We start from the raw sequence: 25026 nt of genomic DNA, 5'->3' as shown, positions 1-25026 counted from the left end.
GATCCTCATCGGCCGAGACTCTCACCTCGGCCAACCGGTCGATTCGACCCGAGGCCGGCTGCGCGCCTGTTCTGCTTGGCTGTTCAGCCGTACCAGGCGACGTGAATGATCTCCACGAGGCGTCGATACTCGATGATCAGGTAAGTGACCATGCCAGAACCGCCGTCCCCGAACGTCTGTGTCCGCATCGGGGCGTCGGGACGCTCTCTCACGAAGGGGTTGCCGCTCCATGGTGCGACTTGGAGGAAAACGGTCACCTCGTGGAACGCCGCGAGCGCTTCCACGGGAAGGGCGGTGATCTGCTCGTCTACCTGCTTGCTCTTGCTGACCGTGTACATCTAGAGGTCGAGATCCACGCCGAGCTGGGATGCCCGTTCGGCCAGGAGTTCCCGCAACGGTCTCCCGGGGACGTATTCGCCGCCTTCGATCTGTTCTTGCATGCGAGCCCCGTGGTCCAGGACCGCTTCGTACTCCCCGGCGGCCTTCATCCTGGCCATGTGCCACCAATGTGCGAGCAGGGCGTTGACGGGCGCGAGGTCCAGTTCCTCGGTGGCTTTGGCCATGGCCCGCCGATAGTCGAGGTCGAAGTAGCCGCGATCGGCGGGAGGAAGACATGCACGGATGTTTCGTGGAGTCCGATCAGCTATCAGGGACTCCACGATCCGCTCGGGGCTTCGACCACTGGTCATCTCGTGCGACTCGGCCGTCATGTGACTTCCCCCTCACGATCACGGTAGCCCTGGGTGACTCCTCGAACCGAGCTTAGCCGTCAGGGCCGACAGGCCTGGCGGCGCCGTAGAAGGCGGTGACCGCTGTCGGCCCGCCCTTTCAGCCGAGTTTGCCCGCGAGGGCGAGTTGGGTGAGGTAGCGCTTGACGATCCGTCCGCCGTACCGGCTGTCGATGAGTGCCGCGATGCAGCCGAGTAGCCCCGTGCGGGCCTCGGCGGGCAGGGCACGGTGGCCGGAGTAGGTGCCGAGCAGGTCGAGATACTCCCGCGTCGTGTAGGCGTGGTCCCACTCGAAGCGGTGGAACCGCACCGGCCCGAAGCGGCCGGAGGCGTCGATCTCGCCGCTGTCGTACGGGATGTCGCTCGCGGGTGTCAACCGCAGGCCGGGCGGCGTGGCGGGGTCCCACCGCTCGTAGCAGCGCTGCACCTCGGCGAAGAACGCCTCGGTGCCACCGGCGACGTGCTCGGTCGAGACGACGGCCAGCAGGCCGCCCGGCCGCAACGCGCCGGCCGACCTGCCCACGCGGGTGGCCGGGTCGAGCCAGTGGAAGCTGGTGGCGGCGAAGACGACGTCGAACGGCTCCGGGGGCAGCGGCCACTCCTCGAAGGCCGCGTTGACCACCTCCACACCGGCGAACGGGGCGAGCTTGCGGCGGGCGAGCGCCGCCATGTCCGCCCCGAGTTCGACCGCCGTGACCGCGCAGCCGCGCCCGGCGAGGGCGACCGTAGCCTGACCGGTGCCGCAGCCGATCTCCAGCACCCGGCTGCCCCGGGGAACGTGCTTGAACAGCGCGGCCGGATAGCCGGGCCGCATCCGGTCGTACAGGACGGCGTCCTCGGTGAACGTACGGCGCAACAAGAGCCGGTCGTCGTCGTTCACGCCCAGCCGCCGGAGTTACCGGTTTCCCGGTAGAGGACCGCCAGTCTCGTCACAAGCAGTCACGCTACCCGCCGCACTTCCGACGCTCACGTTATTACTTTCTGTTGTAACTTGATTACCCGATGAAGAGGGTGTGCTGATGGACGTGTACTCACCTCAGGCGATATGGGGGCGGGAGTTGCGTCACTATCGGGGGCAGGCGGGGCTGACCCAGGCGCAACTCGCGCAGAAGGTCCACTTCAGCGAGTCGCTGATCAGTGGTGTCGAGACCGGTCAGCTTCCGGCGAGCCGGGGAGCAGTTGGCGCACCTCGCGTCGGTCGCCGGCCCCCGCGTCAGCGTGCAGATCGTGCCGCCCGGGCGGGTCCGCTCCGGGCTGCTGGCGGGGTTCACCATCGCGACGCTCGAGGTGGCGCATCTGGAGACGGCCGTCCGGGGGCTGACCACGAGCAACCGCGAGGATGTTGCCGCCGCCGCGAAAGTGTTCGACGCTATCCGCGTGGAGGCGCTGCCCCTGCACATGTCGACAGATCTCCTGAAGCGCGTCATGGAGGAGCGATGGACCTGAGCGAGGCACGGTGGCGCAAGTCGAGATTCAGCGGAAACAACGGTGGCAACTGTGTGGAGGTGGCGCGGCTGGACAACGTGACGGACGGGCCGGAGCACAAGCCGGGCCACGACCGGTTGATCGCCGTTCGAGACTCCAAGGACCCGGAGGGTCCAGCACTTCTCTTCACTCCGGCCGAATGGGCCGCGTTCCTCGACGGTGTCCGGGCCGGGGAGTTCGAGATCGGCCCGCAGTGACCCTGGCGCCACGCCGTCCGCTGTCAGCCAGGCGCGGGACCGGCGGAGCCGGGCCGGGTGACTCGTGGCTCAGTCGCGTACGACACCGGCGATGACCGTGCTCACCATCTTGTGTACGGCGTCGGCCTGGGGCGGGCCGCCGTCGCGGTCGGCGAACAGCAGGTGTGAGGCACCGAGCAGCGTGGGAGCGAGCGTGTCCACGTCGGCGTCCGCCGCGATCCGGCCCAGATCGCGCTCGGCGGCGAGGTAGGCGGCGAGCATGGCCGTGACCTCCGTGAGGAGCGGAAGGCCCTGGCCGGGCCTGGCCTGACGTAACCGGGCGCGCAGGCCGTCGCGGGAGATGATCAGGCTGACGACCGCGACGGCGATGGACCCGAACAGGTCCGTCAGCACGTCGGTGAGGTTGCCGGTGACGGTGCCGGTCCCGGCGGACCCGCGCAGGGCGGCGGCTTGACCGTCGATCCTGGAGATGCGGTCGAGCACCAGCTCGGCGAGGAAGGCGTCGAAGTCGGCGAAGTGCCGGTGCAGGACGCCCTTGGCGCAGCCCGCCTCGGTGGTGACCGCCCGGCTGGTCAGCGCGCTCGGTCCGTCCCTGAGCAGGACACGCTCGGCCGCGTCGAACAACTGCGTGCGTACGTCGCGGAGGGCCACTCCTGTTGGCACCGTTGCGTCCCTCCTCTCCGCCACGACCGACTTTACCGGTGCCGCCTTCTCGATCCCCGAAGCCGGAGGACCGAGCGTGTGACTCCACCACCGTCGACGCATCCGAAGATCGGGCGGTCGTCGGGACTTCTACTCCGCGAAGATCTGGTGGGCCGAGTCGACGGCGACGGCCCGGCGCACCCAGGTCCGCAGCTGGTCGAGGTCCTGGCACTGACAGATCCGCTCGCGTACGTCGTCGGCAACCTCCAGGCCCCGGGCCTCCAGCACGTTGAGAATCGCGTCGATCTCGCCTTCGGCGCGTCCTTTGGCCGCTCCTTTGACTTCTCCCATTTCCAGCCAGTGGGAGAAGTACTTCTCGCCGAGGTACTCGAAGTCCTGAATGGTGGTCACCACCTCCTCCAGACGCTTGACGGTCACTGCGGGTAGCGAACTGAACCCGTCGCCCGGTCCTCGTCAAGCGTCGCGAGCCCGGCCAGCAGAGCCTCCAGGGCGGGCCCGTCGTCTGCTTCCTCCGCGTGGGCCACGACCGACATGACCGCGAGTTCGGGGCAGGTGCGGGCGACGGTGGGACCGCTTCCACCCGGGCGGCCGCGAGGGGCGGGACCGGAGCCCCGGTCGCGACGTGGAGGAGCTCCAGCGCGGTCTCCGGTCGGTTGTGGATGAGGGCGATGGGCATCTAGTGGTCGAGTCAGCCGGACGTACGACGCGGTCGTCGCGGGGACGTCCTGGCACTGGGTCGACCCGGTCGCCGGCGCGTTGAAGGCCGCCGAGGTGCTGCGCCCCGGTGGCCGTCTGGCGGCGTTCTGGCATGTGTTCGAGCCACCGCCCATCGTGGCGGAGAACCTCGCCGCGGTCTACCGGCGGCTGATACCCGGCTTTCCCCCACGGGAGAGCGGCCCCCGAAAGCCGGCCCTCGACGGATACCGGCCGCTGCTGGCCAGGGCCGCCGGCGGCATCCGGGAGGCGGGCGCGTTCGGCGAGTCCGAGGAGTGGCGGTTCGGCTGGCAGCGGTTCTACACCCGTGACGAGTGGCTGGACCAGATGCCCACGTCCGGCATCCTGACCCGGCTCCCGCCGGACGCGCTGTCGGAGGTGCTCGCGGAGGCCGGGGCCGCGATCGACGGGATCGGGGGCGGCTTCACCATGGCCTACGTCACGGTGGTGGTCACCGCCGCGCGCCTCTGACCCGTACGGCCGGGATGCCGGAGACGGAGGCGATGCTCACCGAGACGGTCGGCTACGTCCGGCGCGTCCACAGGCTGGGGATGAAGGTCCTCGTGTGGACGGTGGACGCGCCCGCCGCCGTACGCCGCCTGACCGGCGCGGGCGTGGACGGGATCAGCGCGAGCGGGGATGCCCCGCGAGTAGGATGCCACGGTTCGTAAAGACGTAGATCCACCTGGGAAAGGGCGGCACGTGGCGCAGAAGGTGATACTGGTTGACGACCTCGACCACTCCGAGGGCGACGACGTGGCGAGACGGGAGTTCCCGCTGCTGAACCGGACCTTCGCCATCGACCTGTGCGACGAGAACCACAAGCGCCTGAACGAGGCGCTCGCCTTCGTCGAGGAAGTCCTGGAGAACGCCCGCGAGGTGAAGCAGGCGTCGCGGGCGAAGAAGGCCGCGGACGCCTCGCCGCGCCTGCGCGGTCACACGCTCACCGACGTCCGCGAGTGGGCCCGCGAGCAGGGGCTGGAGGTGCCCGCGCGCGGAAAGATGCCCGACGAGATCCTCGAACGGTTCGTCGCGGCCCACCCCGACGCCGCTCCGGAGGAGGCCTCCGAGGAGGCGTCCACCCACGACGCAGAATCGGACATTTCGGGATGAATAACTCATAAGTGGACTTATGGTGCTCTGGTACTCATAATGAGGCATCAAACACGGTAAATCACCGTTTATCGGTCATTCGGTCTGGAAACCATGCAATCGCGGGGTGATGGCGGCAGAACGGTCACCAAGCGACATAGCGCTCTAAGGGTGCATGTCGTGCAAATCAGGCAGTTGATCCTTTAGAGGGGGACACGAATGCCCAAGCTCAAGAAGGTCATCGCCGGATTCGCATTCTCCACCGCGCTCGCCGGTGGCGCTCTCACGCTGAGCGCCGCGGCCGCGGGCGCGGCGACCGCTCCAATGGAATACGGATACTCGAGCCCGGCTGAAGAAGTCCTGTTCAACAACACCTTCGCGAACAGCTTCGACAACTGGCGCAACAACTCCCGCAACACCGCCTGTAACCCCTGCGGCACCACCGGGTACGGCGACGGCTACTCCACAGTCGGCGTCAACAACACCTTCGACAACAGTTTCAACAACTGGCGCACCTCCTCCTCCTACGGGTACGGGGAGACGTGCGGCAGTGTCATTCCCTCGTGGAATGACTCCTGGTGGGACAACTGTCTCTGGGCCAACGCCGTCTGGGGATACGACTGCTGCGACGGCTACTACAACTAAACACCGGTGGAGCGTGCCCCTCCGCGCCGGTGAGGCGCGGAGGGGCACCGGCCGCCGGTCGTACGCTCTCCCGGGGCCGGACGGCGGGCGCCGCCGTTCACGGTCAGGCGGCGTCGCGGGTACGTTCGGCTCCCTGCCGGGGGCCGAGGAGAACTATCGTGACCATTATGGATAACCCCCCCGAGCGTCGTGACTCGCGGACGTCGCACCTGCGTGCCTCGGACAGCAACAGGGAGCAGGTCGCCGCCCTGCTCGGCGAGGCCCTGAGCAACGGTCAGCTGAGTCACGAGGAGTACTCCGACCGCCTGGACACCCTCTACCAGGCGAAGACGGTGGGAGAGCTCGACGTGCTCACCCACGATCTGCAGGTCGACCGGCGCCGTCCGGCCGCGACCCCGGTGTCCTACCACCCCGGCGCGACCTCCGAGCCCGAGAGCGTCGTCGCCGTCTTCGGCGGCGCCGTACGCAAGGGCCGTTGGAGGGTACGGCGGCGGACCAGGGCGCTCGCCGTCTTCGGCGGGATGCAGTTCGACCTCACCTCCGCCGAGTTCGAGGCGAAGGAGGTCGAGATCACGGTCTACGCGATCTTCGGCGGAGCCGAGATCATCGTGCCCGAGGGGGTCGAGGTGCGCTGCCACGGGACCGGCATCTTCGGCGGCTTCGACGTGCACAACGGCCCGGACATCGATCCTTCCGCGCCCGTGGTCGTGGTGCGGGGCCTGGCGTTGTTCGGCGGGGTGGGCGGCAGGGTCGCCCGCCGGCGCGACCGCTGAAGCGCGCCCCTCCGGGGGTTCCGGGCCGCCGCCGGCCGCCCGCGACGGTCACCGCCTCCGGGCGAGGCGGTGACCGTCTCGCCGGGTGGCCTCGCCGGGGATCGTCCCGGTGTGCTCACCGGCGGCCGAGCTCGCCCTTGACGACCTTGCCCAGCCGGTTCTTGGGCAGCTCCGGTACGAAGTTCACCTGCCGGGGCCGCTTGTGGACGGACAACTCGGTGGCGACGAAGCTCACGAGCTCGTCGGCCGCGACCGCGTCCGCCACGACGTAGGCGTGGATCTGCTCCCCGAGATCGTCGTCGGGGGCGCCCACGACGGCGGCCTCGCGCACCGCCGGATGCGCCAGGAGAGCGTCCTCCACCTCGGCGGCGCTCACCTTGAAGCCGCCGGTCTTGATGAAGTCGGTCGACGCCCTGCCCATGATCCGGTGGGCGCCGCCGGGCCCGACGATCGCGAGGTCGCCGGTGCGGAACCAGCCGTCCGCGGTCGTCGAGGCCGCCGTGGCCTCCGGCGCGTTGGTGTATTCGGTGAACAGGCTCGGCCCCCGCACCTCGAGCTCGCCCAGGGCGGAGCCGTCGTGGGGCAGGAGGGCGCCGTCCTCCGCCACCAGCCGCGTCTCCACACCGGGCAGGGCGGCCCCGACCCAGCCGGGTGTCTGGTCCTCTCCCGCCCGGCCGCTGACCGTGATCAGCGTCTCGGTCATGCCGTACCGGTTGACCAGGGCGTGTCCGGTGAGGGCCCGCACGTTCTCGAACAGCGCCTGCCGGAGCGGAGCGCTGCCGGAGACCAGCAGCCTGGCGCCGCGCAGGGCCCGCGCCGACTCCGGGTCGTCGCAGACCCGCGACCACACGGTGGGGACCCCGAAGTAGACGGTCCCCGGCGCCCCGGCGTACGCGCGGGGGGACGGCCGTCCCGTGTGAACCAGCGCCGAGCCGGTGTGGAAGGCGCCGAGCACGCCGAGGATCAGGCCGTGGACGTGGAACAGCGGCAGCCCGTGGACCAGGGTGTCCTCCTCCGTCCACGCCCACGCCTCGGCGAGCGCGCCGAGGTTGGCCGTGATGGCGCCGTGGGAGATCCGCACGCCCTTCGGGCGGCCCGTCGTGCCGCTGGTGTAGAGCACCAGGGCGGTCGAGCCGGGCTCCGGGCCGGGGAAGGACGTCTCCGCGCCCGCGACGTCGTCCACGGGGACGACGGGGACGCCGGGGACGCCCGGGTCCTCCAGCGCGCCCTTCGCCGCCAGCATGAGCGCGGGAGCCGAGTCGCGGAGGATGTGGCCGCGCTCCATGGGCCCGGCGTCGGGGGGCACCGGGACGACCGGCACGTTCGCGAGCAGTCCCGCGACCACCGCGATCACGGTGTCCATGGTCGGTGTGGCGTGCACGGCGACCGCGGGGGCGCCCGCGATCCCACCGGCCACGGCGCTCGCGGCGTGCAGCAGTTCCTCCGGCGCCAGTGCGTCGTCTCCGAGCCGTACGGCGGCGGCGCCGTCCCTTCCGGCCGCCTGTCGAAGTCCTTCCAGCATGGCCTGCGTCACCTTTCGTCGGTACTTCGAGGGTGGCACGGAAGGCATCGCTCCGATCCGCCGGCAGCGGCAGTATAGGCGGCTTCCTCCCGCGCGCCGGGAATGGCCGCCTCCCGGCGCGCGGGGCCTCCACTCGCGCCGGGCAGCCGTACGGCCGGCCCTCCCGCCGAGGCGAGGGCCGGCCGTACGGGGCGATCAGGACCCGGGCGGAGCCGGGGCGTCCGTGAGCGTCGGCTCAGGGGTGGGGGACACGGTGCCGGCAGGCGTCTCCGCCGGAGCGCTCGGGGTGGTCGGGGTGGTCGGGGCGTCGGTGGGAGTCTCGGTGGGGGTGTCGGTGGGGGTGTCGGTGGGGGTGTCGTCCGGCGCCGTGGGCGTGACCGTCGGCGTCGGGCAGGGCTTGGGGGTGTGCCAGGCGAGCTTGCCGGAGCGCCAGTGCGGGAAGTACGGCGAGCTCTTGCCGAGGTTCCACAGCTTCTTGCTCGGCCGGGAGAGATCGAAGACGTAGGCGGCCGCCGCGTTCTCCCCCTGAGAGGCGGCGGGCGCCGGTTCGGTCTTCGGCGCGACGGAGTCCGTCTCTCCCGGCGCCGCGGGAGCCTCCGGAGCCGGAGGGGTCAGGGTCTCGGGAGCGGGCGTGCTCTCGGGTGGGGTCGGCGTCTCCTCAGGGGGAGCGGGGGTGGCCTCGGGGGGAGTCGGCGTGCTCTCGGGTGGTGTGGGGGTCTCCTCGGGGAGAGTCGGCGTGGCTTCAGGCGTGGTCGGCGGGGTGGGGGTCGGAGGGGTGGGGCTCGGCGGGGCGGGTGACGGGGCGGCGGGGGCCGCGGCGACCACCGAGACCCAGGCGTCCTGCCGGATCTCGCCGCCGCGCCGGCCCGTGAACACCCGCGTCGAGTCGTCGACGGCGTACGACTGTTCGAAGCCGTCCTGGCTCCGGACGGTGACCGAGCCCTCGGCCACGGCGACGGCCTGGCCGGTCTGGGTGAACACCGTGACGGTGTCGCACCCGTTCTTGGCCGGCACGACCACCTCGCCGTGCAGCACGCCGAGGAACGGGCCCACGAGGGGCACCGTGGTGGCGGTCGCGGGGGCGGTCGTCTCGGCCGGGATGGTCTCCGGCGTGGGGGTGATCGTCACGGTGGCCGTCACCACGGGCTCCGGAGCGTCGGCCGGCGGGGTGACGGGAGCGGCGGAGGCCGCCGCCACTCCGACGCCGCCGGTCGCGGTCAGCACGAACGCGGTGGCGAGGATCATGGGATGGGAGATGCGCCTGCGTGGTCCGCCCGGGCCGGACGACTGCCCTTCCTTCGGGCGGCGGGGGTTGGTCGGCGTCACCGTTCCTCCATATCGTGCGGTGTGATGTTGTCCGCCGGACTGGCGGCGGCCGGAGCGCGTCGCTCCGCTACCTGACAGTGGCGATCGTTATATTTGTTGTCAAACCGTGTCTCTTCCGTGGGTTTGTGGAGACCTTTCCCATCTAGCCCGAATCCATGCAGGTGGATCTGCGACCGAGCGGCGTCCATGCGGCTTCTGGGCAGGTCGGAAGGGTGACGACCGAAATGAAAAATCTTGGGCCGGCCCGCCGCCGGTCACGCCCGCGGTGAGCCGCCGGCCAGGCGCGCGTACGGCCCGCCCGCCCGCAGCAGGTCGGCGTGACCGCCGGCCTCCACGACCCGGCCGGCCTCCAGCACGAGGATGAGATCGGCGTCCAGCACGGTGCTCAGCCGGTGGGCGATGACGATGCGCGTCATGTCCAGCCCGGCGAGGTTGGCCTCGATCGCCGCCTCCGTCGCCGTGTCGAGGTGGCTGGTGGCCTCGTCCAGGAGCAGCAGCCTCGGCCTGGACAGCAGGGCCCTGGCCAGCGCGACTCGCTGCCGCTGCCCTCCGGACAGGCCGCCCCCCTCGGCGAGCAGGGTGCCGTACCCCATGGGCATGGCCATGATGTCGTCGTGGACGCAGGCGAGGCGGGCCGCCTCGGCGATCTCCTCGGCCGGCGCGCCCGGAGCGTTCAGCGCGATGTTCTCGGCGATCGTGCCGGTGAACAGCACGGGTTCCTGCGGCACCACCGCGAACTGGCGGCGCAGCGCGCCCGGGTCGAAGCGGGAGGCGGGGAGGCCGTCGTAGCGGATCTCCCCCTCGGCCGGGGCGAAGAGCCCGAGCAGCACCCGGGCGAGGGTGGTCTTGCCCGAGCCCGACCGGCCCACCAGGGCGAGCTTCCGGCCCGGCGCGACCTCCACGCTGACGTCCCGCACCACCCAGGGCGCCGACGCCGTGTACCGGAAGCCCACGCCCTCCGCGCTGACGCGGCCGCTCACCTCTGCGGTCACCGCGTCCGGGGGGACCGGCTCCGCCTCGGCCTCCCAGACGTCGGCCAGGCGGTCCACGTACGGCCGGGCGGTCTGGAGTGCCCGCAGGCCGCCGATCAGCGAGGACAGCAGGGAGAGCGCGACGGCCGCGAGGGCCTGCAGCCCGAGCATCTCTCCCAGGGAGATCTCCCCGCCGACGACCTGCCGCGCCCCGACCCACACCAGGACCAGCGGGGCCGTGAACCTGAGCGCGTCGAACACCGCCTGCTGCAGGCCCTGGGCCCGGCTGCTGCGCCCGGCCCGGGCGACGTACACCGCGAGCAGCTTCGTCCACCGGTGCCGGACGCGGGGTTCGGAACCCGAGGCCTTGATGCTCTCGATGCCCCGCACCACCTCGACGAGCCGGCCCTGGACGTCGCTGCGCGTGTCCGCCTCGCGGCGGGCCAGGTCGCTCACGTGCCGCCGGGTGGCCAGCAGCAGGGCGACCTGGGCCGCCGCGAAGGCGAGCAGGCAGGCGCCGGTCAGCGGGCTGCGTACGGCCACCGTGACCAGGTATCCCAGCGCCAGCGGGCCGTCGAAGACCGCGAGGAGGGCCTGGCCGGTCACGATCTCCCTGATCAGCACGGTCCCCATGACCTTGTTGGACAGGTCCACCGACGTCCGCCCGGCGAAGAACCGGAACGGCGCCGCGAGCAGGCGGGTCGCGGTGATCTCCAGCAGGTCGGCGTCCGCGCGGACGCGCAGGGCCGCGAGCGTGAACGCGCGCAGCACCCCCACCGCCGTGTGCGCGGCGAAGACCGCGAGCAGGCCCGCGCCGAGGGCGGTGATCAGGTCCCGCTCGCCCGCGAGGACGACCCGGTCGACGATCAGCCCGGTCAGGACGGGCAGGACGAGCCCGAACGCCTGCGTCAGGACGCTGAGCAGGGCAAGCAGGGCGACCAGCGACCGCCGCGCGGCGAACGCCGTACGGATGAACCGGAGCCACGAGCGGCTCCGCGCGGTCCCGAACCGCCCGCGGGCGAACTCCGGCCCCGGTTCGAAGACGAGCACGACCCCGCTGAAGGACTCGGCGAACTCCTCGGCGCTGATCCGGTGGCGCCCCGTTCCCGGGTCGGCGATCGTGACGCGGCCATCCCCGAGGGCCTCGACGACGACGAAGTGGCGGGACTCCCAGTGGGCCACGGCGGGCAGGGGGACGTGCCGGACCGCGTCCGCGGGCAGGGAGAAGGCGCGTGCGGTGAGGCCTCGCCGGCGCGCCGCCCGGATGAGTGAGAGAGCGGTCCCGCCGTCGCGCCCGATCCCCATCTCGTCCGCGAGCGCGCGGACCGTGGTGTGGTGACCGTGTGCCCCGAGGACCATGGCGAGGCAGGCGGCGCCGCACTCGGTCATGGAGTCCTGGAACAGCAGCGGGACCCTCGTGCGATTGAACCTCATGGGTCCCGCAGTGTTCCGTCGCCCACTGCGCGGCGACTTGGATCATCCGGCGCGGGGACCGGTCCCGGGCCCGCCCCCCGGCGCCGCCGGGGTCACGGCGAGAGGGCCGGGCACGCCGCCGATCTGTGGTTGCAGCGGTACGCAGCCCTCCTCCAATCTGCCCGCAAGACGGTTCCAAGATCTTCCACCGAGCCTTGTTCGTACGGGAGCCTCCCCGGCTCCCGTACGAAAGGAGGGAGTTCACATGGGCAAGGACCCGCGCACGGAGCTGCGCGACATCTCCGAGGTCGGCGCCGAGCTGGACGAGAGCCGGCTCCAGGGGATCAACGGCGGAATGTACCCCGACGGGCCCTTCAGCTACACCGGCTGGTCCGGCAGCCGCGACGACGTCTACTGCTAGGACGAGGAGACACCGGAATGACTGTGCGGACCGTTCTCGCCGACATCGACGCCGTGGGCGCCGAACTCGACGAGGAGACCCTGCGGGGCGTCAGCGGCGGCATGTGGCCCGAGTACAACACGGGCTCGTACGGCGGCAACATGTGCTCCTGGGACGACATCGCCCTCTGAGCGCCGCTCACTGAAGCGCTCTCCGGAGCGCCTCTGAAGTGCCGCTGAGGCACGGGGTGGGAGCGCCCGCGGCGGCGCTCCCGCCTTCACCGTGATCACGAAAGGCCCGGCCTTGCCATCTCCGCATGTTCTCGTCCTCACGGGTGAGGACGACCCCCACGCCGACCGTGTCGGCGCCCTGCTCGCCGAGCGCGGCGCGCGGGTCACCGTCTTCGACCCCGGCGGCTTCCCCGTCTCCTGGAGGGTGGAGGTCGGCTACGCGGCGGACGGGCGCATGACGCGCCTCCTGCGGGGCGGTGCGGAGGAGATCGCGCTCGACACGGTCACCGCGTTGTGGTGGCGCCGTCCCAGCCCGCCCGCCCCGCATCCGGAGCTGACCGACCCGGCGGTCGCCGCGCACGCGGCCAAGGAGTGCCAGAGCCTGCTCAGCGATCTGTGGGAGCACCTGCCGTGCCCGCAGCTGCCCGCCCGCGAGTCGGTCTGGCGGCGGTCCGGCCAGAAGGCCTCCCAGCTTGCCCTCGCGGCGGAGCTCGGCTTCGCCGTACCGGACACGCTGATCACCACGGACCCGGAGTCGTTCTTCGCGTTCCACGAGCGGCACGACGGCCGCGTCATCACCAAGACGTTCCACATCCCCTTCATCGAGGGCGTCGGCGACGGCCTCACGGTCACGCGTCTCAGCGAACCGGTGTCGCCCCGCGACCTGGCGTACGCCGACGGGCTGCGGTTCTGCCCGATGATCGTGCAGGAGCGGGTGGACAAGCGCCTGGAGTTGCGCGTCACCGTCGTCGGCCGCCGGATCTTCGCCGCGGAGATCCACTCCCAGGTGTCCAACCGGTCCGCCGTCGACTGGCGGCGCTACGACACGCGGGTCACCCCGCACCGTCCGCACCGCCTGCCGGACGACGTCGCGGCGCGCTGTCTCACCCTCATGGAGCGGCTCGGCCTCACGTACGGGGCGATCGACCTGATCCTCACCCCCGAGGGCCGTCACGTCTTCCTCGAAGTGAACCCCAACGCGCAGTGGCTGTGGGTGGAGCACCTCACCGGCCTCCCTATCAGCGAGGCCATCTGCGAACACCTCCTGCGAGGAGCCTGACGTGCCGCTTTTCCCCGACCACCTGCTGAACGACGCCCTGGCCTTCCTGCGCCGGGTCTCCGGCGCCGAGCCGGCCGACGCGAGGCGCCTGCTGGGCGACCTGCGGGCCGGGTATCCGGACGTGCCGATGCGCCTCGTCTGGCAGCGCGACCATCCCGGCGGGAGCCACCACTACGACCTGCTGATCCCGGCGCCGGACGGCACGGTGTCCGTCGCGTTCGCACCGGCCCGGGCCGTCCCGTGGCCGCTGCGAGGCAGCCACGGCGCCGGCGAGCAGGTCGTCGTCCGCGTCGACGGCGTGGACGTCAGGATGGAGCAGGCCATGGCCGTGCTCGACGGGCTGTGGGGGGACAGCTCGACGGCCGCCCGCCTGGTGAACGCCGCCCTGGTGGAGCAGGAGCTGGAGCGGGAGCCGGTCGAGCTGTCCGCCGAGGAGCTTCAGGAGGCGATGGACGCCTTCCGGCGGTCCCGGGGCCTGCTCACCGTGCGGGCCACCCGTGACTGGATGGCGGAACGCGGGCTCGACCACGCGTCGCTGGAGATGATCGTCCACCAGGAGGCCGCCATCGCCCGGCTGCGCCGCCGGGTGGCCGCCGACGGCGCGGCCGAACTGTTCGCCGCCGACCCGGGTGACCACGACCGCCTGTGCGTGGTGCGCCTGCGGTATCCCCACCTCGAAGCCGCCCGGGCGGCGGCCGGGCGGCTGCGGGACCGCGCACGGCCCGGGAGCGGTCCGCTCGCCCCGGCCGCCGGGAAGGACGCCGCGGAAACTCGTGGACAGACCTTCCCGAAGGCCGCCGAAGAGGCCCGGGCGGAGACCTTCGCGAAGGTCGCCGAAGAGTCCTTCGAGTACGGCGCGGACGTCCGGCCGGCGCTCGTGTACCGCCGCGAACTCGGCCCGGACGCCGTCGGCGCCGGTGCTGGGGAGGTCCTCGGCGGCGGGCCGGAGCCGCTGGTCACCTGCGTACTGGAGGTGCGCCCCGCCGTCCTCGACGACGAGACCCGGAGGGCGATCGAGAACCGCGTCTTCGACGACTGGCTCGCGCGCAGGCGCGCCGAGGCGAGCGTCGAGTGGATGTGGGGCACCGCGCGACGGACCGGCTCGGTCACCCGGGCGCTCCGGACGCCGGACGGTTCGCGCGGCGCCTCGGCGACGTCCCTGGCCGCCGGCGGGTGACGGCCCGGCGGGAAAACGGCACGATCGGCATCTATAAGGAGCACACCGGTGACGGCGCGCGTGAACGAGAGCGAGTATTGAACCGTCCGGCCGTTGAATTATCGCGGATTTTGTGATTTCGGTTTCCCGCCGTCCGGGCTGAAGCGGTGGTCGCGGGCGGGGAATTCCGCACTTGGACACTTTCCATTGCTGATCTTCCATTGTGGAGATTACGGTTCTCACCTCTGTTCCGGATTTTTCACCAGAGGTGAGGAAATGACGGAAGACCAGGTGAAGACAATTCTCCGCGGCAAGCTCCGGACGTGGGGATGGATGTACCGATGACGATCAGCATGGAGCGCCCCGCCGCCGTCGTCACGGCCACCCCCCGGCTGCCGGAGATCTCCCGCATGGCCGGCGTGGGCACCGCGGTGTCCGACACGTCGTTCACGCAGTCCGAAGTGCTCGAACTCCTCGACATCGACAACCCCAAGATCCGCTCGGTGTTCCTCAACAGCGCGATCACCCGGCGTCACCTCACGCTGCCCCCGGCGGACGAGAGCGGCAGGCGCACCCCGGAGCCCCAGGGTGACCTGCTCGACAAACACAAGAGGCTCGCCGTCGAGATGGGCGCGCGGGCGCTGGAATCGTGCCTGAAGAACGCCGGCGCCGGCCTGTCCGACCTGCGTCACCTGTGCTGCGTGACCTCCACCGGTTTCCTTACCCCCGGCCTGAGCGCCCTGATCATCAGAGAACTCGGCATCGACCCGCACTGCAGCCGCTCCGACATCGTGGGCATGGGCTGCAACGCCGGGCTGAACGCGCTCGGCGTCGTGTCCGGCTGGTCCGCGGCCCATCCCGGCGAACTCGCGGTCGTCCTGTGCAGTGAGGCGTGCTCGGCCGCGTACGCGCTGGACGGCACCATGCGCACGGCGGTCGTCAACAGCCTCTTCGGCGACGGCGCCGCCGCGCTCGCCCTGGTCGCGGGCGCCGGCGAGGCCGCGCCCGCCGGGCCGCGCATCCTCAGGTTCGCCAGCCTCATCATCACCGACGCGCTCGACGCGATGCGTTACGACTGGGACCGGGCGCAGGACAGGTTCAGCTTCTTCCTCGACCCCCAGATCCCCTACGTCGTGGGCGCGCACGCCGAGATCGTCGTCGACCGCCTGCTGGCCGGGACGGGGCTGCGCCGCAGCGAGATCGGGCACTGGCTCGTCCACTCCGGCGGCAAGAAGGTCATCGACGCCGTCATGGTCAACCTCGGGCTCAGCCGGCACGACGTCCGGCACACCATCGGCGTCCTGCGCGACTACGGAAACGTCTCCAGCGCCTCGTTCCTGTTCTCCTACGAGCGCCTGCTGGCCGAGGAGGTCGCCAGGCCCGGCGACTACGGCGTGCTCATGACCATGGGGCCCGGCTCCACCATCGAGACGGCGCTGATCCAGTGGTGAGGCCGCCGGGAAGCGAAGGGGAACCCATGCTGTCGGTCGACGGCGCTCTCCCTCTCTCGGCCGGGCTGGTCGAGGCGGTCCAGACGCTCTGCGACGCCGCCGAGGACCACGCGGACCCCGGCCCGGTCGTGATCGCCCTGTCCGGCGTCCCGGACGGCGCCGCTTCCGGCACCGCGTCCGGTCCTGTGCCCGGCGGGCTCGACATCGGCCTGGTGTCCAAGTGGGAGCGCGCGCTGCGCCGCCTCGAACGGCTGCCCGTGCGCACCTGCGCGGTGGTCCTCGGCGACTGCGGCGGCACCGCGCTGGAGGTCCTGCTGGCCACCGACCTCAGGGTCGCCGCCCCCGGCGCCCGCCTGGTCGTCCCGGCGTACGGCGGCGCCGTGTGGCCCGGCATGGCGCTCTACCGGCTCACCCAGCAGGCGGGGGTCGGCGGCGTACGGCGGGCGGTGCTCGGCGGCGCGCCGATCTCCGCGGAGCGGGCGCTGGCGCTGTACCTCCTCGACGGGCTGAGCGACGATCCCGCCGCCGCCCTCGCGGCGCTCACGGACGACGCGCCCGGCAGGGACATGGCGATCCGGCGTCAGCTCATGTTCGACGCGGCCCGGACCAGCTTCGAGGACGCGCTCGGGACCCACCTGGCGGCCTGCGACCGCGCCCTGCGCAGGAGCGCGGCCTCATGAGCGGCGGCACGGTGGGCGGCGCCACGGTCCTGGAGGTCGCGAGCGCGGCGCTGTCCGAGGCGGCCGAACGGGCCGAGACCCAGCTGGCCGAGTTGCCCGAGCCGGGTGCCCGTACGGAGGCGGAGCGCGCGGCGGCCGACGAGATCAAGGACGAGATCCGGCTCCTCCGCACGCGGTTCATGGAGGCGTACGCCGAGGACGTCCACGACCGGCTCACGGAGGGCGGCAAGCGCGAACTGCGCGTCGGCGAGCTGGTCGAGGCCGCCGCGGACGCCTTCCCCGGGCTGGTGCCCACCGCCGCGCAACTCGCCGCCGAGCATGACCGGGCGCAGGCCGGCAAGGAGGGACGCGAGATCGACCAGGGCATCTTCCTGCGGGCGATCCTCGCCTCGCCCCGGGCCGGGCGCCACCTGGTCGACGCCATGCTCCGGCCCACCCCGCGCGCCCTGCGCCTGCTGCCCGACTTCCTCAGGACCGGCGTGGCCGAGATGGAGGCCGTACGGCTGGTGCGCGATGACGGGGTCGCGCGCCTCACCCTGTGCCGCGACGACTGCCTGAACGCCGAGGACGGCCGGCAGGTCGACGACATGGAGACCGCGGTCGACCTGGCCCTGCTCGACCCCGGCGTCCGCGTGTGCCTCGTGCGGGGCGGGGAGATGAGCCACCCCCGCTATCGGGGCAGGCGGGTCTTCAGCGCCGGCATCAACCTCAAGAGCCTGAGCTCCGGGGGCATCTCCCTGGTCGACTTCCTGCTGCGGCGCGAGCTCGGCTACCTCCACAAGATCATGCGTGGGGTGCGCGTGCGGGACGGCGCCTGGCACTCGCCGTTCGTCGAGAAGCCGTGGGTCGCCGCCGTGGACGGGTTCGCCATCGGCGGCGCGACCCAGCTCCTGCTGGTCTTCGATCACGTGCTGGCCGCCTCCGACGCCTACTTCAGCCTGCCCGCGGCCAAGGAGGGGATCGTCCCGGGGGCCGCGAACCTCAGGCTGACCAGGTTCGCCGGGCCACGCCTGGCCCGACAGATCATCCTGACGGGCCGCCGCCTGTGGGCCACCGAGCCGGACGCGCGGCTGCTGGCCGACGAGATCGTGGAGCCGGCCGAAATGGACGCCGCGGTCGAGCGCGCCCTGGCCCGGCTCGACGGCGCGGCGGTGCTGGCCAACCGGCGGATGCTGAACCTCGCCGACGAGTCCGTCGACGCCTTCCGCGTCTACCTGGCGGAATTCGCGCTTCAGCAGGCCATCCGCCTCTACAGCGAGGACGTAATCGACAAGGTCGGCAAATTCGGTGCCAAGCCGGGATCCCGTTAAAGGGAACGAAAAAGGAGGCAATGGCGGTGGAACGCGAGGAATTCGATGTCGTAGTGGTGGGCGGCGGCCCGGGCGGCGCCACGCTGGCCGCTCTCGTGGCGATGCAGGGCCACCGGGTGCTCGTCCTGGAGAAGGAGACCTTTCCCCGATACCAGATCGGCGAGTCGCTGCTGCCGTCGACGATCCACGGCGTGTGCAAACTGATCGGAGTGACCGACGACCTGGCGGCGGCGGGATTCACCCACAAGAAGGGCGGCACGTTCCGCTGGGGGGCCAAGCCGGAGCCGTGGACGTTCTCGTTCTCGGTGTCACCCAAGATCGCGAGCTCCACGTCGTACGCGTACCAGGTGGAGCGGTCGAAGTTCGACAAGATCCTGCTGGACAACGCCGTGTCGAAGGGCGCGGAGGTCCGCTTCCGGACGCAGGTGGGCGACGTCGTCGAGGAGGACGGCCGGGTCGTCGGCGTGACGTACTCCGGCGAGGACGGCGCCGAGCACCGGGCGTACGCGCGGTTCGTGGTGGACGCCTCCGGCAACGGCAGCCGCATCTACAAGAAGGTCGGCGGCACCCGCGTCTACTCCGAGTTCTTCCGCAGCCTGGCGCTGTTCGGCTACTTCGAGGGCGGCAGGCGGCTGCCCGCGCCCTTCTCCGGCAACATCCTGTCGGTGGCCTTCAAGAGCGGGTGGTTCTGGTACATCCCTCTCAGCGACACCCTTACGAGCGTGGGCGCGGTCGTCCGCAGGGAGAACGCGGAGAAGGTCCAGGGCGACCCCGAGGCCTCGCTGTCCGCGCTGATCGACGAGTGCCCGCTGATCAAGGACTACCTGTCCGGCGCCACCCGCGTGACGGAGGGCCAGTACGGGCAGATCCGCGCGCGGAAGGACTACTCCTACCACCAGACCACGTTCTGGCGGCCCGGGTTCGTGCTGATCGGCGACGCGGCGTGCTTCGTCGACCCGGTCTTCTCCTCCGGCGTCCACCTGGCCACGTACAGCGCCCTGCTGGCCTCGCGGTCCATCAACAGCGCCCTCGCGGGGCTGGTCGGCGAGGAGGAGGCCTTCACCGAGTTCGAGGCGCGCTACCGCCGGGAGTACGGCGTGTTCTACGAGTTCCTGATGTCGTTCTACGACATGCACCGGGACGAGGACTCCTACTTCTGGTCGGCCAAGAAGGTCACCCACAGCGGGCACACCGAGCTGGAGTCCTTCGTCGAGCTCGTCGCGGGCGTGTCCTCCTCGGAGTTCGCCCTCCGGGACGCCGAGTCGGCCGCGGTGCGAATGAAGGACAAGTCGGCCGAGTTCGCCGCCGCGATCGACGAGCTGGCCGCCGACCGCGAGGGCAACATGGCGCCGCTGTTCAAGTCGTCGGCCGTACGGCAGGCGATGCAGGAGGGCGCCCAGGTGCAGAGCCGGGCCTTCCTCGGCGAGGATCTCGGGCCCGACGTGCCCATGTTCCCCGGCGGCCTCGTCACCAGCAACGACGGGCTGTTCTGGCTGCCGGCCAAGGCGTAGGCGGGAGGAGAGACGATGCCGGTCGCCCGGGTCAACGGGATCACCCTGGGTTACGACGACTACGGCTCCGGAGACCCGGTCGTCCTGGTCACGGGCACCGGGGCGCCCGGCCGGATCTGGCGGACGCACCAGGTGCCCGCGCTGAAGGCGGCCGGCCATCGCGTCGTCACCGTCGACAACCGGGGCGTTCCGCCGAGCGACCTGTGCCCCGGCGGCTTCACCCTCGACGACATGGCCGCCGACGTCGCCGGCCTCATCGAGCACCTCGAACTGGGACCGTGCCGGGTCGTGGGCTTCTCCCTGGGCGCGATCATCGTCCAGGAGCTGCTCCTGGCCCGGCCCGGCCTCGTACGGCAGGCCGTCCTGATGGCCTCCTGCGGCCGGACCGACGCGTTCGTGGCCGCGATGACGGCCGCCGAGCTCGAGCTCTGCGACAGCGGGACGGTCCTGCCGCCGCGCTTCGGCGCCTACCTCCAGGCCGTGTCGAACCTGTCGCCGCGCACGCTCAGCGACGAGGAGCAGATCAGGGACTGGCTCGACGTGTTCGAGATGTCGGCGGTGGACCGCGCGGCCGTGCGCGGGCAGCTCACCCTTCAGGTGATCCCCAACCGGCTGCCGGCCTACCGGGACATCGACTGCCCCTGCCTGGTCATCGGCTTCGCCGACGATCTGATCATCCGGCCGCGGCTGACCCGGGAGGTGGCCGAGGCGATCCCGGGCGCACTCCACCTGGAGATCCCCGGCTGCGGGCACTACGGATACCTGGAGCGGCCCCGCGAGGTGAACGCCGCGATCATCGAGTTCTTCGGCCGCGGTTAGCGAGTGCCGTACGCGGCCTGTCGTCTCAGCCGGTCCGCACCGGCGTCGCGCCGTTGCCGTCCGGGGCGTGGTGCGGGGTCACGACGGGGAAGGAGACCGTGGTGATCAGGCCGCCCTCGGGCCGCGCGACCGTCGTGAGGCGGGCGCCGTGGGCCGCCGCGATGGCCTGCACGATCGACAGCCCCAGGCCGAGCCCGTCCCGGCGTCCGCCCGTACGCGCCGTGCCGAGCCGCTGGAACGGCTGGAAGAGGCGCTCGACGGCCTCGGGCGGCACGACCGGCCCGCTGTTGGCGACGGTGAGCACCGCGTGGCCGGCCATCACGCGGACCGACACGTCCACCCAGCCGTCGTCCGCGTTGTACTTGATCGCGTTGTCGACGAGGTTGACGACGAGACGCTCGGCCAGGTTCCGGTTGCCCGCGGCGGTCGCCGGCTCGGTCCGCACCCGCAGCGTCACCGACCGCAGCGCCGCCTCCTGGGCGCGCGCGCCGGTCACCTCCCGCGTGAGCTGCCCCAGGTCGAACGGCTGGCGCACCTCGATGCCCGCGTGACCGCGGGTCAGCGTGAGCAGCGCCTCGATCAGCCGCTCCTGCTGCGCGCCCGCCACGAGGATCCGCTCGTGCGCGGCGCGCAGGGAGTCGACGCTCGCCTCGGGGTCCGACAACGCGACCTGGCCCAGCGTGCGCTGCCGGGCCAGCGGCGTCCGCAGCTCGTGCGAGGCGTTCGCGACGAACTGCCGTTGCGCGAGGAAGCTCGCCTCCAGCCGGCCCAGCAGGTCGTCGAAGGTGTCGCCGAGCTCCTTGAGCTCGTCGCTCGGGCCCTGGAGCGCCAGGCGCCGGTTCAGGCTCGTCGCCGAGATGTCGCGGGCGGCCGCGGTGATCGTACGCAGGGGGCGCAGGATGCGGCCGGCCACGATCCAGCCGAGCGCGAGCGAGATCAGCGACATGATCCCGAGCGCGATCCCCGACTGGACGAGCAACTGGTCGAGCAGGGTCGAGCGCTGGTGTTCCATCGCCTCGGCCGCCTCCGGCGGGAGCATGTCCATGACCGCGCCCTCGTTGCTGCCCGGGCCCGGCCCCGGCACGCCGTCCGGCTGCAGGCCGCCGCCGTCGTGCGGCGGGAGCAGCGTCTGGCCCGAGACGACCTGACTGGACACGGCGTGGTGCACCAGGATGTAGGTGACGGCCAGCAGCGCCGCCCCCGAGACCAGGTACAGGCCGCCGTACAGGAACGTCAGCCGCAGCCGGACGGTGCGGCGCGGCAGGTGCCTCAGGGCCACCCGCCTGGAGAATCCGGAGATTCCGTTCATTGGCTTCCCGATATCTGGTAGCCGCGCTTGGCCGCGGTCTGGATGATGGGCGGGTCGCCCAGTTTCGTGCGCAACCGGCTGATCGTGATCTTCACCGCGTTGGTGAAGGGGTCGGCGGCCTCGTCCCAGACGCGTTCGAGCAGTTCCTCCGCCGACACGACCCGGCCCCTGGAGACCAGCAGCAGCTCCAGCACGCCGAACTCCTTCGGCGCCAGATCCAGCACCCGGCCACTCCTGGTCACGGTGCGCCGGGCGGCGTCCAGCACGAGATCACCGTGGCGGATCACCGGAGGCACCGCCGGATGCGACCGCCGCGCCAGCGCCCCGATCCTGGCGAGCAGCGCGGGAAAGTCGAACGGCTTGGGCAGGTAGTCGTCGGCTCCGCGGTTGAGGCCGTCGACCAGGTCCTCCGTCGTCGCGGCGGCCGTGAGCATGAGCACCCGGCTCCGGCAGCCCGCCTCGATGAGCTTGGCGCACACCTCGTCGCCGTGCAGTCCCGGTAGGTCACGGTCGAGCACGATCACGTCGTAGTCGTTGCACAACGCGCGTTCCAGGCCGCTCGGGCCGTCCAGCGCGATGTCCACCGCCATGTACGCGCGCCGCAGGCCGACCGCCACGGTCTGCGCCATCTCCTCGTCGTCCTCCACCACCAGCACTCGCACCGGTCCGTCCCCGCTTTCTGTCAGACCACTTCAACCTTGACAACTTCCTCCATCATCGTCCAGCGGCGGTTTCCGCGGCGTATCATCGCGCGTTCCTCGTTATTAACGGCCGTAAATCAATTGGCGGGCGCCGATGAATTGGCGTCCAAGTGCGGGGAACGCGCACTTGGACGGGCGGCCCTTGCCGGTCCCCAAGGGCCGGATTAGTGTGACCCCGGTCAGCCGCGGACAATTTTAATTGGAGTGGTCATGGCCAATCCCTTCGACGATGAAAACGGCACCTTCTACGTCCTGGTGAACGACGAGGGGCAGCATTCGCTCTGGCCGGCGTTCGCCACCGTGCCGGCCGGCTGGAAGGTCGTGTTCGGCGAGGACACCCGTAAGGCCTGCCTCGACTACGTCGAGGAGAACTGGACCGACATGCGCCCGAAGAGCCTCATCGACCAGATGGGGCAGTAGGTGGCGGGCGACCGCGGAAACGGGGGACATCCTCGATGATCGGCGGCCCGGGGCCGGTGATGATACGCGGAATGGGGCCCGATTCGCCGGTGTCCAGGCAGCAGATCAAGCCGGGCACCACGAGAAGGATCCTGCCGTACACCAGGCCATATCTTCGCCATATCATTTTACTTTTCAGCTGCACCGTGGTGAACGCCGGAATCACGGTGGCGACGCCCCTGTTGTTCAAGGCCGTCATCGACAACGGCATCCTCAGGCACGACGTGCCCGTGGTCGTGCGGACCTCGCTGGCCGTGGCCGGCATGGCCGTCCTGTCGGCGGGGCTCGGCTACGCCGTCGCCGCCTACTCCGCGCGGATCAGCGAGGGGCTCATCTACGACCTGCGCACCCAGGTCTTCGACCATGTGCAGCGGCAGCCGCTCGCGTTCTTCACCAGGGCGCAGACCGGCGCACTGGTGAGCCGGCTGAACACCGACGTGATCGGGGCGCAGCAGGCCGTCACGTCGCTGCTGTCCACCGTCGCCTCCGCCGGGCTGACGCTCGTGCTCGTCATGATCACGATGTTCGCGCTGTCCTGGCAGATCACGCTGATCTCCCTGCTCGTGCTGCCGTTCTTCGTCCTGCCGGGCAAGCTCGTCGGAAACCGGCTGCAGCGGCTCACCCGGACGATGATGGAGACCAACGCCGAGATGGGCTCGTTGATGAACGAGCGCTTCAACGTCACGGGCGCCCTGCTGGCCAAGCTCTACGGCTCGCCCCAGTCCGAGACCCGCGCGTTCTCCCGCCTGGCGGCCAGGGTCCGCGACATCGGCGTCCGGACGTACGTCTACGGCCAGCTCCTCTTTCTGTCGATCACCCTGCTGAGCGCCCTCGCCACCGCGATGGTGTACGGCCTGGGCGGCGGCCTGGCGATCAACGGCGTCTTCCAGATCGGCACGCTGGTGGCGCTCGCGACGCTGCTCACCCGGCTGTTCGGCCCGATCAACCAGCTCTCCAGCGCCCAGAGCAGCATTCTCACGGCACTGGTCAGCTTCGACCGCGTCTTCGAGGTGCTCGACCTTAAGCCGCTCATCGCGGAGAAGCCGGACGCGGCGCCCCTGCCCGTCACCGGGGCCGCTCCCGACATCGAGTTCGACGGGGTGTCCTTCCGCTACCCGGCCGCCGCCGACGTCTCGCTGGCCTCCCTTGAGTCGATCGCGCTGCCCGCCGTGGAACGCGTCGGCAACGCCTGGACGCTGCGTGAGCTGAGCTTCCGCGTGCCGGCCGGGAAGCTGACCGCGCTCGTGGGGCCGTCCGGAGCCGGGAAGACCACCATCACCCACCTGGTGCCGCGGCTGTACGACCCGGTCGAGGGCAGCGTACGGATCGGTGGCCGTGACCTGCGCGACCTGACGCTCGACTCGCTGCGCGACACCGTCGGCATGGTCACGCAGGACGCCCACCTCTTCCACCAGACCATCAGGGAGAACCTGCTCTACGCCAAGCCGGGCGCCACTGAGGAGGAACTGGTCGAGGCGTGCCGGGCCGCCCAGATCTGGCCCCTGATCACCTCCCTGCCGGACGGCTTCGACACCGTCGTCGGCGATCGCGGCTACCGGCTGTCCGGCGGCGAGAAGCAGCGCATCGCGATGGCCCGGCTGCTGCTCAAGGCCCCGCCGATCGTCGTCCTGGACGAGGCGACCGCGCATCTCGACTCCGAGTCGGAGGCGGCCCTGCAGCGGGCGCTGAAGACCGCGTTGACGGGACGCACCTCGCTCGTCATCGCCCACCGGCTCTCCACGATCAGGGACGCCGACCAGATCCTCGTCATCGACAAGGGACAGGTCAGGGAGAGCGGGACCCACGAGGAACTGCTGGAGCGCGGCGGCATGTACGCCGAGCTCTACCGCACGCAGTTCGCCGGCCGGCCGTCGTCCGCGAACGGCGACTCCGCTCCCGCGGACGACTTCGCCGCGGGTCCGCTCCCGGTCGGCGCGGCTCCCCACGACGGTCACTTCGCCCACCCGGGCCCCCGGCCCGTGGGCGGCCCCTATCCCGGCGGGCCTGGTCCCAATGGTCCCAATGGTCCCGGTGGGCACGGTGGGCACGGTGGGCACGGTCCCGTGCCCGGTGGCCCTCCCGGGCCCTTCTCCGGTGGCCACGGTCCCGGTGTTCATGGTCCCGGTGTTCATGGTCCTGGCGGCCCGGGCCCGGGTGGCCCTCCCGGTCCCTACCCCGGCGGTCCCGGTCCTGGTGGTCCCGGGCCCGTACCTGGAGGGCCGCCCGGGCCGTTCCACGGAGGGCCGCCCCCGGGACGCCCCTAGCAGGGACAGCGGGACCCCGGCCACACGCCGGCACCTCGGGAATGTCGATCGAGCAACAAATCGGTGGGAGCTCCGCTGTGTCTGATTCCCGTCCCCTCCCTTCTGCCGCGGGTCGGCTCACGAGGTGTTCTGTCGCCGGCGGTCGGC

28 protein-coding genes and 1 pseudogene are annotated in these 25026 nt (G+C 71.3%); 19 read left to right on the top strand and 10 right to left on the bottom strand.

Going from position 1 to position 25026, the window contains the following annotated elements; genetic code table 11:
* Positions 1-83: 83 nt before the first annotated feature.
* From OG344_RS05255 to OG344_RS05245, 3 genes are all read right to left on the bottom strand, one after another.
* Positions 84-338, bottom strand: coding sequence for a hypothetical protein (locus OG344_RS05255; protein ID WP_405087214.1), 255 nt, complete (start codon positions 336-338; stop codon positions 84-86).
* A complete protein-coding gene (locus OG344_RS05250; RefSeq protein ID WP_405087213.1) occupies positions 339-710 on the bottom strand; it encodes a DUF6247 family protein in 372 nt (123 codons plus the stop codon).
* Between the two features lie 118 nt (positions 711-828).
* On the bottom strand, positions 829-1608 hold the full coding sequence (locus OG344_RS05245) for a class I SAM-dependent methyltransferase (RefSeq protein WP_405087212.1): 780 nt from the start codon (positions 1606-1608) through the stop codon (positions 829-831).
* Positions 1609-1747: 139 nt separating this feature from the next.
* On the opposite strand from OG344_RS05245, the pseudogene OG344_RS05240 reads away from it, so the two are divergent.
* From OG344_RS05240 to OG344_RS05230, 3 genes and pseudogenes are all read left to right on the top strand, one after another.
* Positions 1748-1849, top strand: a pseudogene (locus OG344_RS05240) (helix-turn-helix domain-containing protein); the annotation flags it as partial.
* Positions 1850-1868: 19 nt separating this feature from the next.
* The gene (locus tag OG344_RS05235; protein WP_405087211.1) at positions 1869-2174 is read left to right on the top strand and encodes a Scr1 family TA system antitoxin-like transcriptional regulator; all 306 of its coding nucleotides are present in this window, start codon (positions 1869-1871) and stop codon (positions 2172-2174) included.
* Positions 2165-2410, top strand: coding sequence for a DUF397 domain-containing protein (locus OG344_RS05230; protein WP_405089047.1), 246 nt, complete (start codon positions 2165-2167; stop codon positions 2408-2410). The genes OG344_RS05235 and OG344_RS05230 overlap by 10 nt, the downstream gene beginning before the upstream one ends.
* Positions 2411-2479: 69 nt before the next feature.
* Here the strand turns inward: OG344_RS05230 and OG344_RS05225 are convergent, their stop codons facing one another.
* Both OG344_RS05225 and OG344_RS05220 read right to left on the bottom strand, forming a co-directional pair.
* Positions 2480-3073: a TetR/AcrR family transcriptional regulator gene (locus tag OG344_RS05225; RefSeq protein ID WP_405087210.1), complete on the bottom strand. Its 594-nt coding sequence runs from the start codon at positions 3071-3073 to the stop codon at positions 2480-2482.
* A gap of 129 nt (positions 3074-3202) precedes the next feature.
* The gene (locus OG344_RS05220; protein ID WP_405087209.1) at positions 3203-3490 is read right to left on the bottom strand and encodes a hypothetical protein; all 288 of its coding nucleotides are present in this window, start codon (positions 3488-3490) and stop codon (positions 3203-3205) included.
* A 339-nt stretch (positions 3491-3829) separates the two neighbouring features.
* Here OG344_RS05220 and OG344_RS05215 point away from each other — a divergent pair, with 339 nt between their 5' ends.
* From OG344_RS05215 to OG344_RS05195, 5 genes are all read left to right on the top strand, one after another.
* Positions 3830-4258 carry a hypothetical protein gene (locus OG344_RS05215; RefSeq protein WP_405087208.1) on the top strand — a complete coding sequence of 143 codons (429 nt, stop codon included), beginning with the start codon at positions 3830-3832 and terminating at the stop codon, positions 4256-4258.
* 32 nt (positions 4259-4290) lie between these two features.
* The gene (locus tag OG344_RS05210) at positions 4291-4458 is read left to right on the top strand and encodes a glycerophosphodiester phosphodiesterase family protein (RefSeq protein ID WP_405087207.1); all 168 of its coding nucleotides are present in this window, start codon (positions 4291-4293) and stop codon (positions 4456-4458) included.
* A gap of 31 nt (positions 4459-4489) precedes the next feature.
* Positions 4490-4900, top strand: coding sequence for an Lsr2 family protein (locus OG344_RS05205; RefSeq protein ID WP_405087206.1), 411 nt, complete (start codon positions 4490-4492; stop codon positions 4898-4900).
* A 198-nt stretch (positions 4901-5098) separates the two neighbouring features.
* Positions 5099-5524: a hypothetical protein gene (locus OG344_RS05200; RefSeq protein WP_405087205.1), complete on the top strand. Its 426-nt coding sequence runs from the start codon at positions 5099-5101 to the stop codon at positions 5522-5524.
* A 167-nt stretch (positions 5525-5691) separates the two neighbouring features.
* Positions 5692-6297, top strand: coding sequence for a DUF1707 domain-containing protein (locus OG344_RS05195; RefSeq protein ID WP_405089046.1), 606 nt, complete (start codon positions 5692-5694; stop codon positions 6295-6297).
* 115 nt (positions 6298-6412) lie between these two features.
* On the opposite strand, the gene OG344_RS05190 is transcribed toward OG344_RS05195, so the two are convergent.
* The 3 genes from OG344_RS05190 to OG344_RS05180 all read right to left on the bottom strand — a co-directional run bounded on the left by OG344_RS05190 (position 6413) and on the right by OG344_RS05180 (position 11550).
* Positions 6413-7819, bottom strand: a complete 1407-nt coding sequence (locus OG344_RS05190) for an AMP-binding protein (RefSeq protein ID WP_405087204.1) — start codon at positions 7817-7819, stop codon at positions 6413-6415.
* A 195-nt stretch (positions 7820-8014) separates the two neighbouring features.
* Positions 8015-9145: a hypothetical protein gene (locus OG344_RS05185; protein ID WP_405087203.1), complete on the bottom strand. Its 1131-nt coding sequence runs from the start codon at positions 9143-9145 to the stop codon at positions 8015-8017.
* 254 nt (positions 9146-9399) lie between these two features.
* Complete coding sequence (locus tag OG344_RS05180; protein ID WP_405087202.1) at positions 9400-11550, bottom strand: peptidase domain-containing ABC transporter; 2151 nt, start codon at positions 11548-11550, stop codon at positions 9400-9402.
* A gap of 244 nt (positions 11551-11794) precedes the next feature.
* On the opposite strand from OG344_RS05180, the gene OG344_RS05175 reads away from it, so the two are divergent.
* The 9 genes from OG344_RS05175 to OG344_RS05135 all read left to right on the top strand — a co-directional run bounded on the left by OG344_RS05175 (position 11795) and on the right by OG344_RS05135 (position 20146).
* Positions 11795-11950: a hypothetical protein gene (locus tag OG344_RS05175; protein ID WP_405087201.1), complete on the top strand. Its 156-nt coding sequence runs from the start codon at positions 11795-11797 to the stop codon at positions 11948-11950.
* A 17-nt stretch (positions 11951-11967) separates the two neighbouring features.
* Positions 11968-12120: a hypothetical protein gene (locus OG344_RS05170; RefSeq protein WP_204287722.1), complete on the top strand. Its 153-nt coding sequence runs from the start codon at positions 11968-11970 to the stop codon at positions 12118-12120.
* 112 nt (positions 12121-12232) lie between these two features.
* Positions 12233-13219: an MvdC/MvdD family ATP grasp protein gene (locus tag OG344_RS05165; RefSeq protein WP_405087200.1), complete on the top strand. Its 987-nt coding sequence runs from the start codon at positions 12233-12235 to the stop codon at positions 13217-13219.
* A gap of 1 nt (position 13220) precedes the next feature.
* Positions 13221-14396, top strand: coding sequence for a TIGR04500 family putative peptide maturation system protein (locus tag OG344_RS05160; protein WP_405087199.1), 1176 nt, complete (start codon positions 13221-13223; stop codon positions 14394-14396).
* A gap of 320 nt (positions 14397-14716) precedes the next feature.
* A complete protein-coding gene (gene dpgA / locus OG344_RS05155) occupies positions 14717-15826 on the top strand; it encodes a 3,5-dihydroxyphenylacetyl-CoA synthase DpgA (protein WP_405087198.1) in 1110 nt (369 codons plus the stop codon).
* A gap of 26 nt (positions 15827-15852) precedes the next feature.
* Positions 15853-16506, top strand: a complete 654-nt coding sequence (dpgB, locus tag OG344_RS05150; protein ID WP_405087197.1) for an enoyl-CoA-hydratase DpgB — start codon at positions 15853-15855, stop codon at positions 16504-16506.
* On the top strand, positions 16503-17816 hold the full coding sequence (gene dpgC, locus OG344_RS05145) for a (3,5-dihydroxyphenyl)acetyl-CoA 1,2-dioxygenase DpgC (RefSeq protein WP_405087196.1): 1314 nt from the start codon (positions 16503-16505) through the stop codon (positions 17814-17816). Before dpgB ends, dpgC begins: the two co-directional genes overlap by 4 nt.
* Before the next feature lie 26 nt (positions 17817-17842).
* Complete coding sequence (locus OG344_RS05140; RefSeq protein WP_327048105.1) at positions 17843-19327, top strand: tryptophan 7-halogenase; 1485 nt, start codon at positions 17843-17845, stop codon at positions 19325-19327.
* Between the two features lie 15 nt (positions 19328-19342).
* Positions 19343-20146 (top strand): alpha/beta hydrolase, encoded by an 804-nt coding sequence (locus OG344_RS05135; RefSeq protein WP_327048104.1) that lies wholly within the window; start codon positions 19343-19345, stop codon positions 20144-20146.
* Positions 20147-20171: 25 nt separating this feature from the next.
* Here the strand turns inward: OG344_RS05135 and OG344_RS05130 are convergent, their stop codons facing one another.
* Complete coding sequence (locus OG344_RS05130; RefSeq protein WP_327048103.1) at positions 20172-21455, bottom strand: ATP-binding protein; 1284 nt, start codon at positions 21453-21455, stop codon at positions 20172-20174.
* Positions 21452-22117, bottom strand: coding sequence for a response regulator transcription factor (locus OG344_RS05125; RefSeq protein WP_405087195.1), 666 nt, complete (start codon positions 22115-22117; stop codon positions 21452-21454). Before OG344_RS05125 ends, OG344_RS05130 begins: the two co-directional genes overlap by 4 nt.
* Positions 22118-22366: 249 nt before the next feature.
* Between OG344_RS05125 and OG344_RS05120 the strand changes: the two genes are divergently transcribed.
* Together OG344_RS05120 and OG344_RS05115 are read left to right on the top strand one after the other, a co-directional pair.
* Positions 22367-22576, top strand: a complete 210-nt coding sequence (locus OG344_RS05120; RefSeq protein WP_150938947.1) for an MbtH family protein — start codon at positions 22367-22369, stop codon at positions 22574-22576.
* A gap of 35 nt (positions 22577-22611) precedes the next feature.
* Entirely contained in the window at positions 22612-24879 is a 2268-nt protein-coding gene (locus OG344_RS05115) for an ABC transporter ATP-binding protein (RefSeq protein ID WP_405087194.1), read from the top strand.
* Positions 24880-25026: the final 147 nt, after the last annotated feature.

It is taken from the genome of Microbispora sp. NBC_01389 (assembly GCF_045040095.1).
GTDB lineage: Bacteria > Actinomycetota > Actinomycetes > Streptosporangiales > Streptosporangiaceae > Microbispora.
The sequence above is the reverse complement of the archived record's forward strand: the minus strand, read 5'-3'. Positions and strand labels throughout refer to the sequence as shown.

Excerpts from the sequence above, each read along its gene's own strand:
- OG344_RS05255 (WP_405087214.1), bottom strand. The coding sequence starts at position 338 with ATGTACACGGTCAGCAAGAGCAAGCAGGTAGACGAGCAGATCACCGCC.
- OG344_RS05250 (WP_405087213.1), bottom strand. The coding sequence starts at position 710 with ATGACGGCCGAGTCGCACGAGATGACCAGTGGTCGAAGCCCCGAGCGG.
- OG344_RS05230 (WP_405089047.1), top strand. The coding sequence starts at position 2,165 with ATGGACCTGAGCGAGGCACGGTGGCGCAAGTCGAGATTCAGCGGAAAC.
- OG344_RS05210 (WP_405087207.1), top strand. The coding sequence starts at position 4,291 with ATGCTCACCGAGACGGTCGGCTACGTCCGGCGCGTCCACAGGCTGGGG.
- OG344_RS05200 (WP_405087205.1), top strand. The coding sequence starts at position 5,099 with ATGCCCAAGCTCAAGAAGGTCATCGCCGGATTCGCATTCTCCACCGCG.
- OG344_RS05195 (WP_405089046.1), top strand. The coding sequence starts at position 5,692 with ATGGATAACCCCCCCGAGCGTCGTGACTCGCGGACGTCGCACCTGCGT.
- OG344_RS05190 (WP_405087204.1), bottom strand. The coding sequence starts at position 7,819 with ATGCTGGAAGGACTTCGACAGGCGGCCGGAAGGGACGGCGCCGCCGCC.
- OG344_RS05180 (WP_405087202.1), bottom strand. The coding sequence starts at position 11,550 with ATGAGGTTCAATCGCACGAGGGTCCCGCTGCTGTTCCAGGACTCCATG.
- OG344_RS05175 (WP_405087201.1), top strand. The coding sequence starts at position 11,795 with ATGGGCAAGGACCCGCGCACGGAGCTGCGCGACATCTCCGAGGTCGGC.
- OG344_RS05170 (WP_204287722.1), top strand. The coding sequence starts at position 11,968 with ATGACTGTGCGGACCGTTCTCGCCGACATCGACGCCGTGGGCGCCGAA.
- dpgA (WP_405087198.1), top strand. The coding sequence starts at position 14,717 with ATGACGATCAGCATGGAGCGCCCCGCCGCCGTCGTCACGGCCACCCCC.
- dpgB (WP_405087197.1), top strand. The coding sequence starts at position 15,853 with ATGCTGTCGGTCGACGGCGCTCTCCCTCTCTCGGCCGGGCTGGTCGAG.
- dpgC (WP_405087196.1), top strand. The coding sequence starts at position 16,503 with ATGAGCGGCGGCACGGTGGGCGGCGCCACGGTCCTGGAGGTCGCGAGC.
- OG344_RS05135 (WP_327048104.1), top strand. The coding sequence starts at position 19,343 with ATGCCGGTCGCCCGGGTCAACGGGATCACCCTGGGTTACGACGACTAC.
- OG344_RS05130 (WP_327048103.1), bottom strand. The coding sequence starts at position 21,455 with ATGAACGGAATCTCCGGATTCTCCAGGCGGGTGGCCCTGAGGCACCTG.
- OG344_RS05120 (WP_150938947.1), top strand. The coding sequence starts at position 22,367 with ATGGCCAATCCCTTCGACGATGAAAACGGCACCTTCTACGTCCTGGTG.
- OG344_RS05115 (WP_405087194.1), top strand. The coding sequence starts at position 22,612 with ATGATCGGCGGCCCGGGGCCGGTGATGATACGCGGAATGGGGCCCGAT.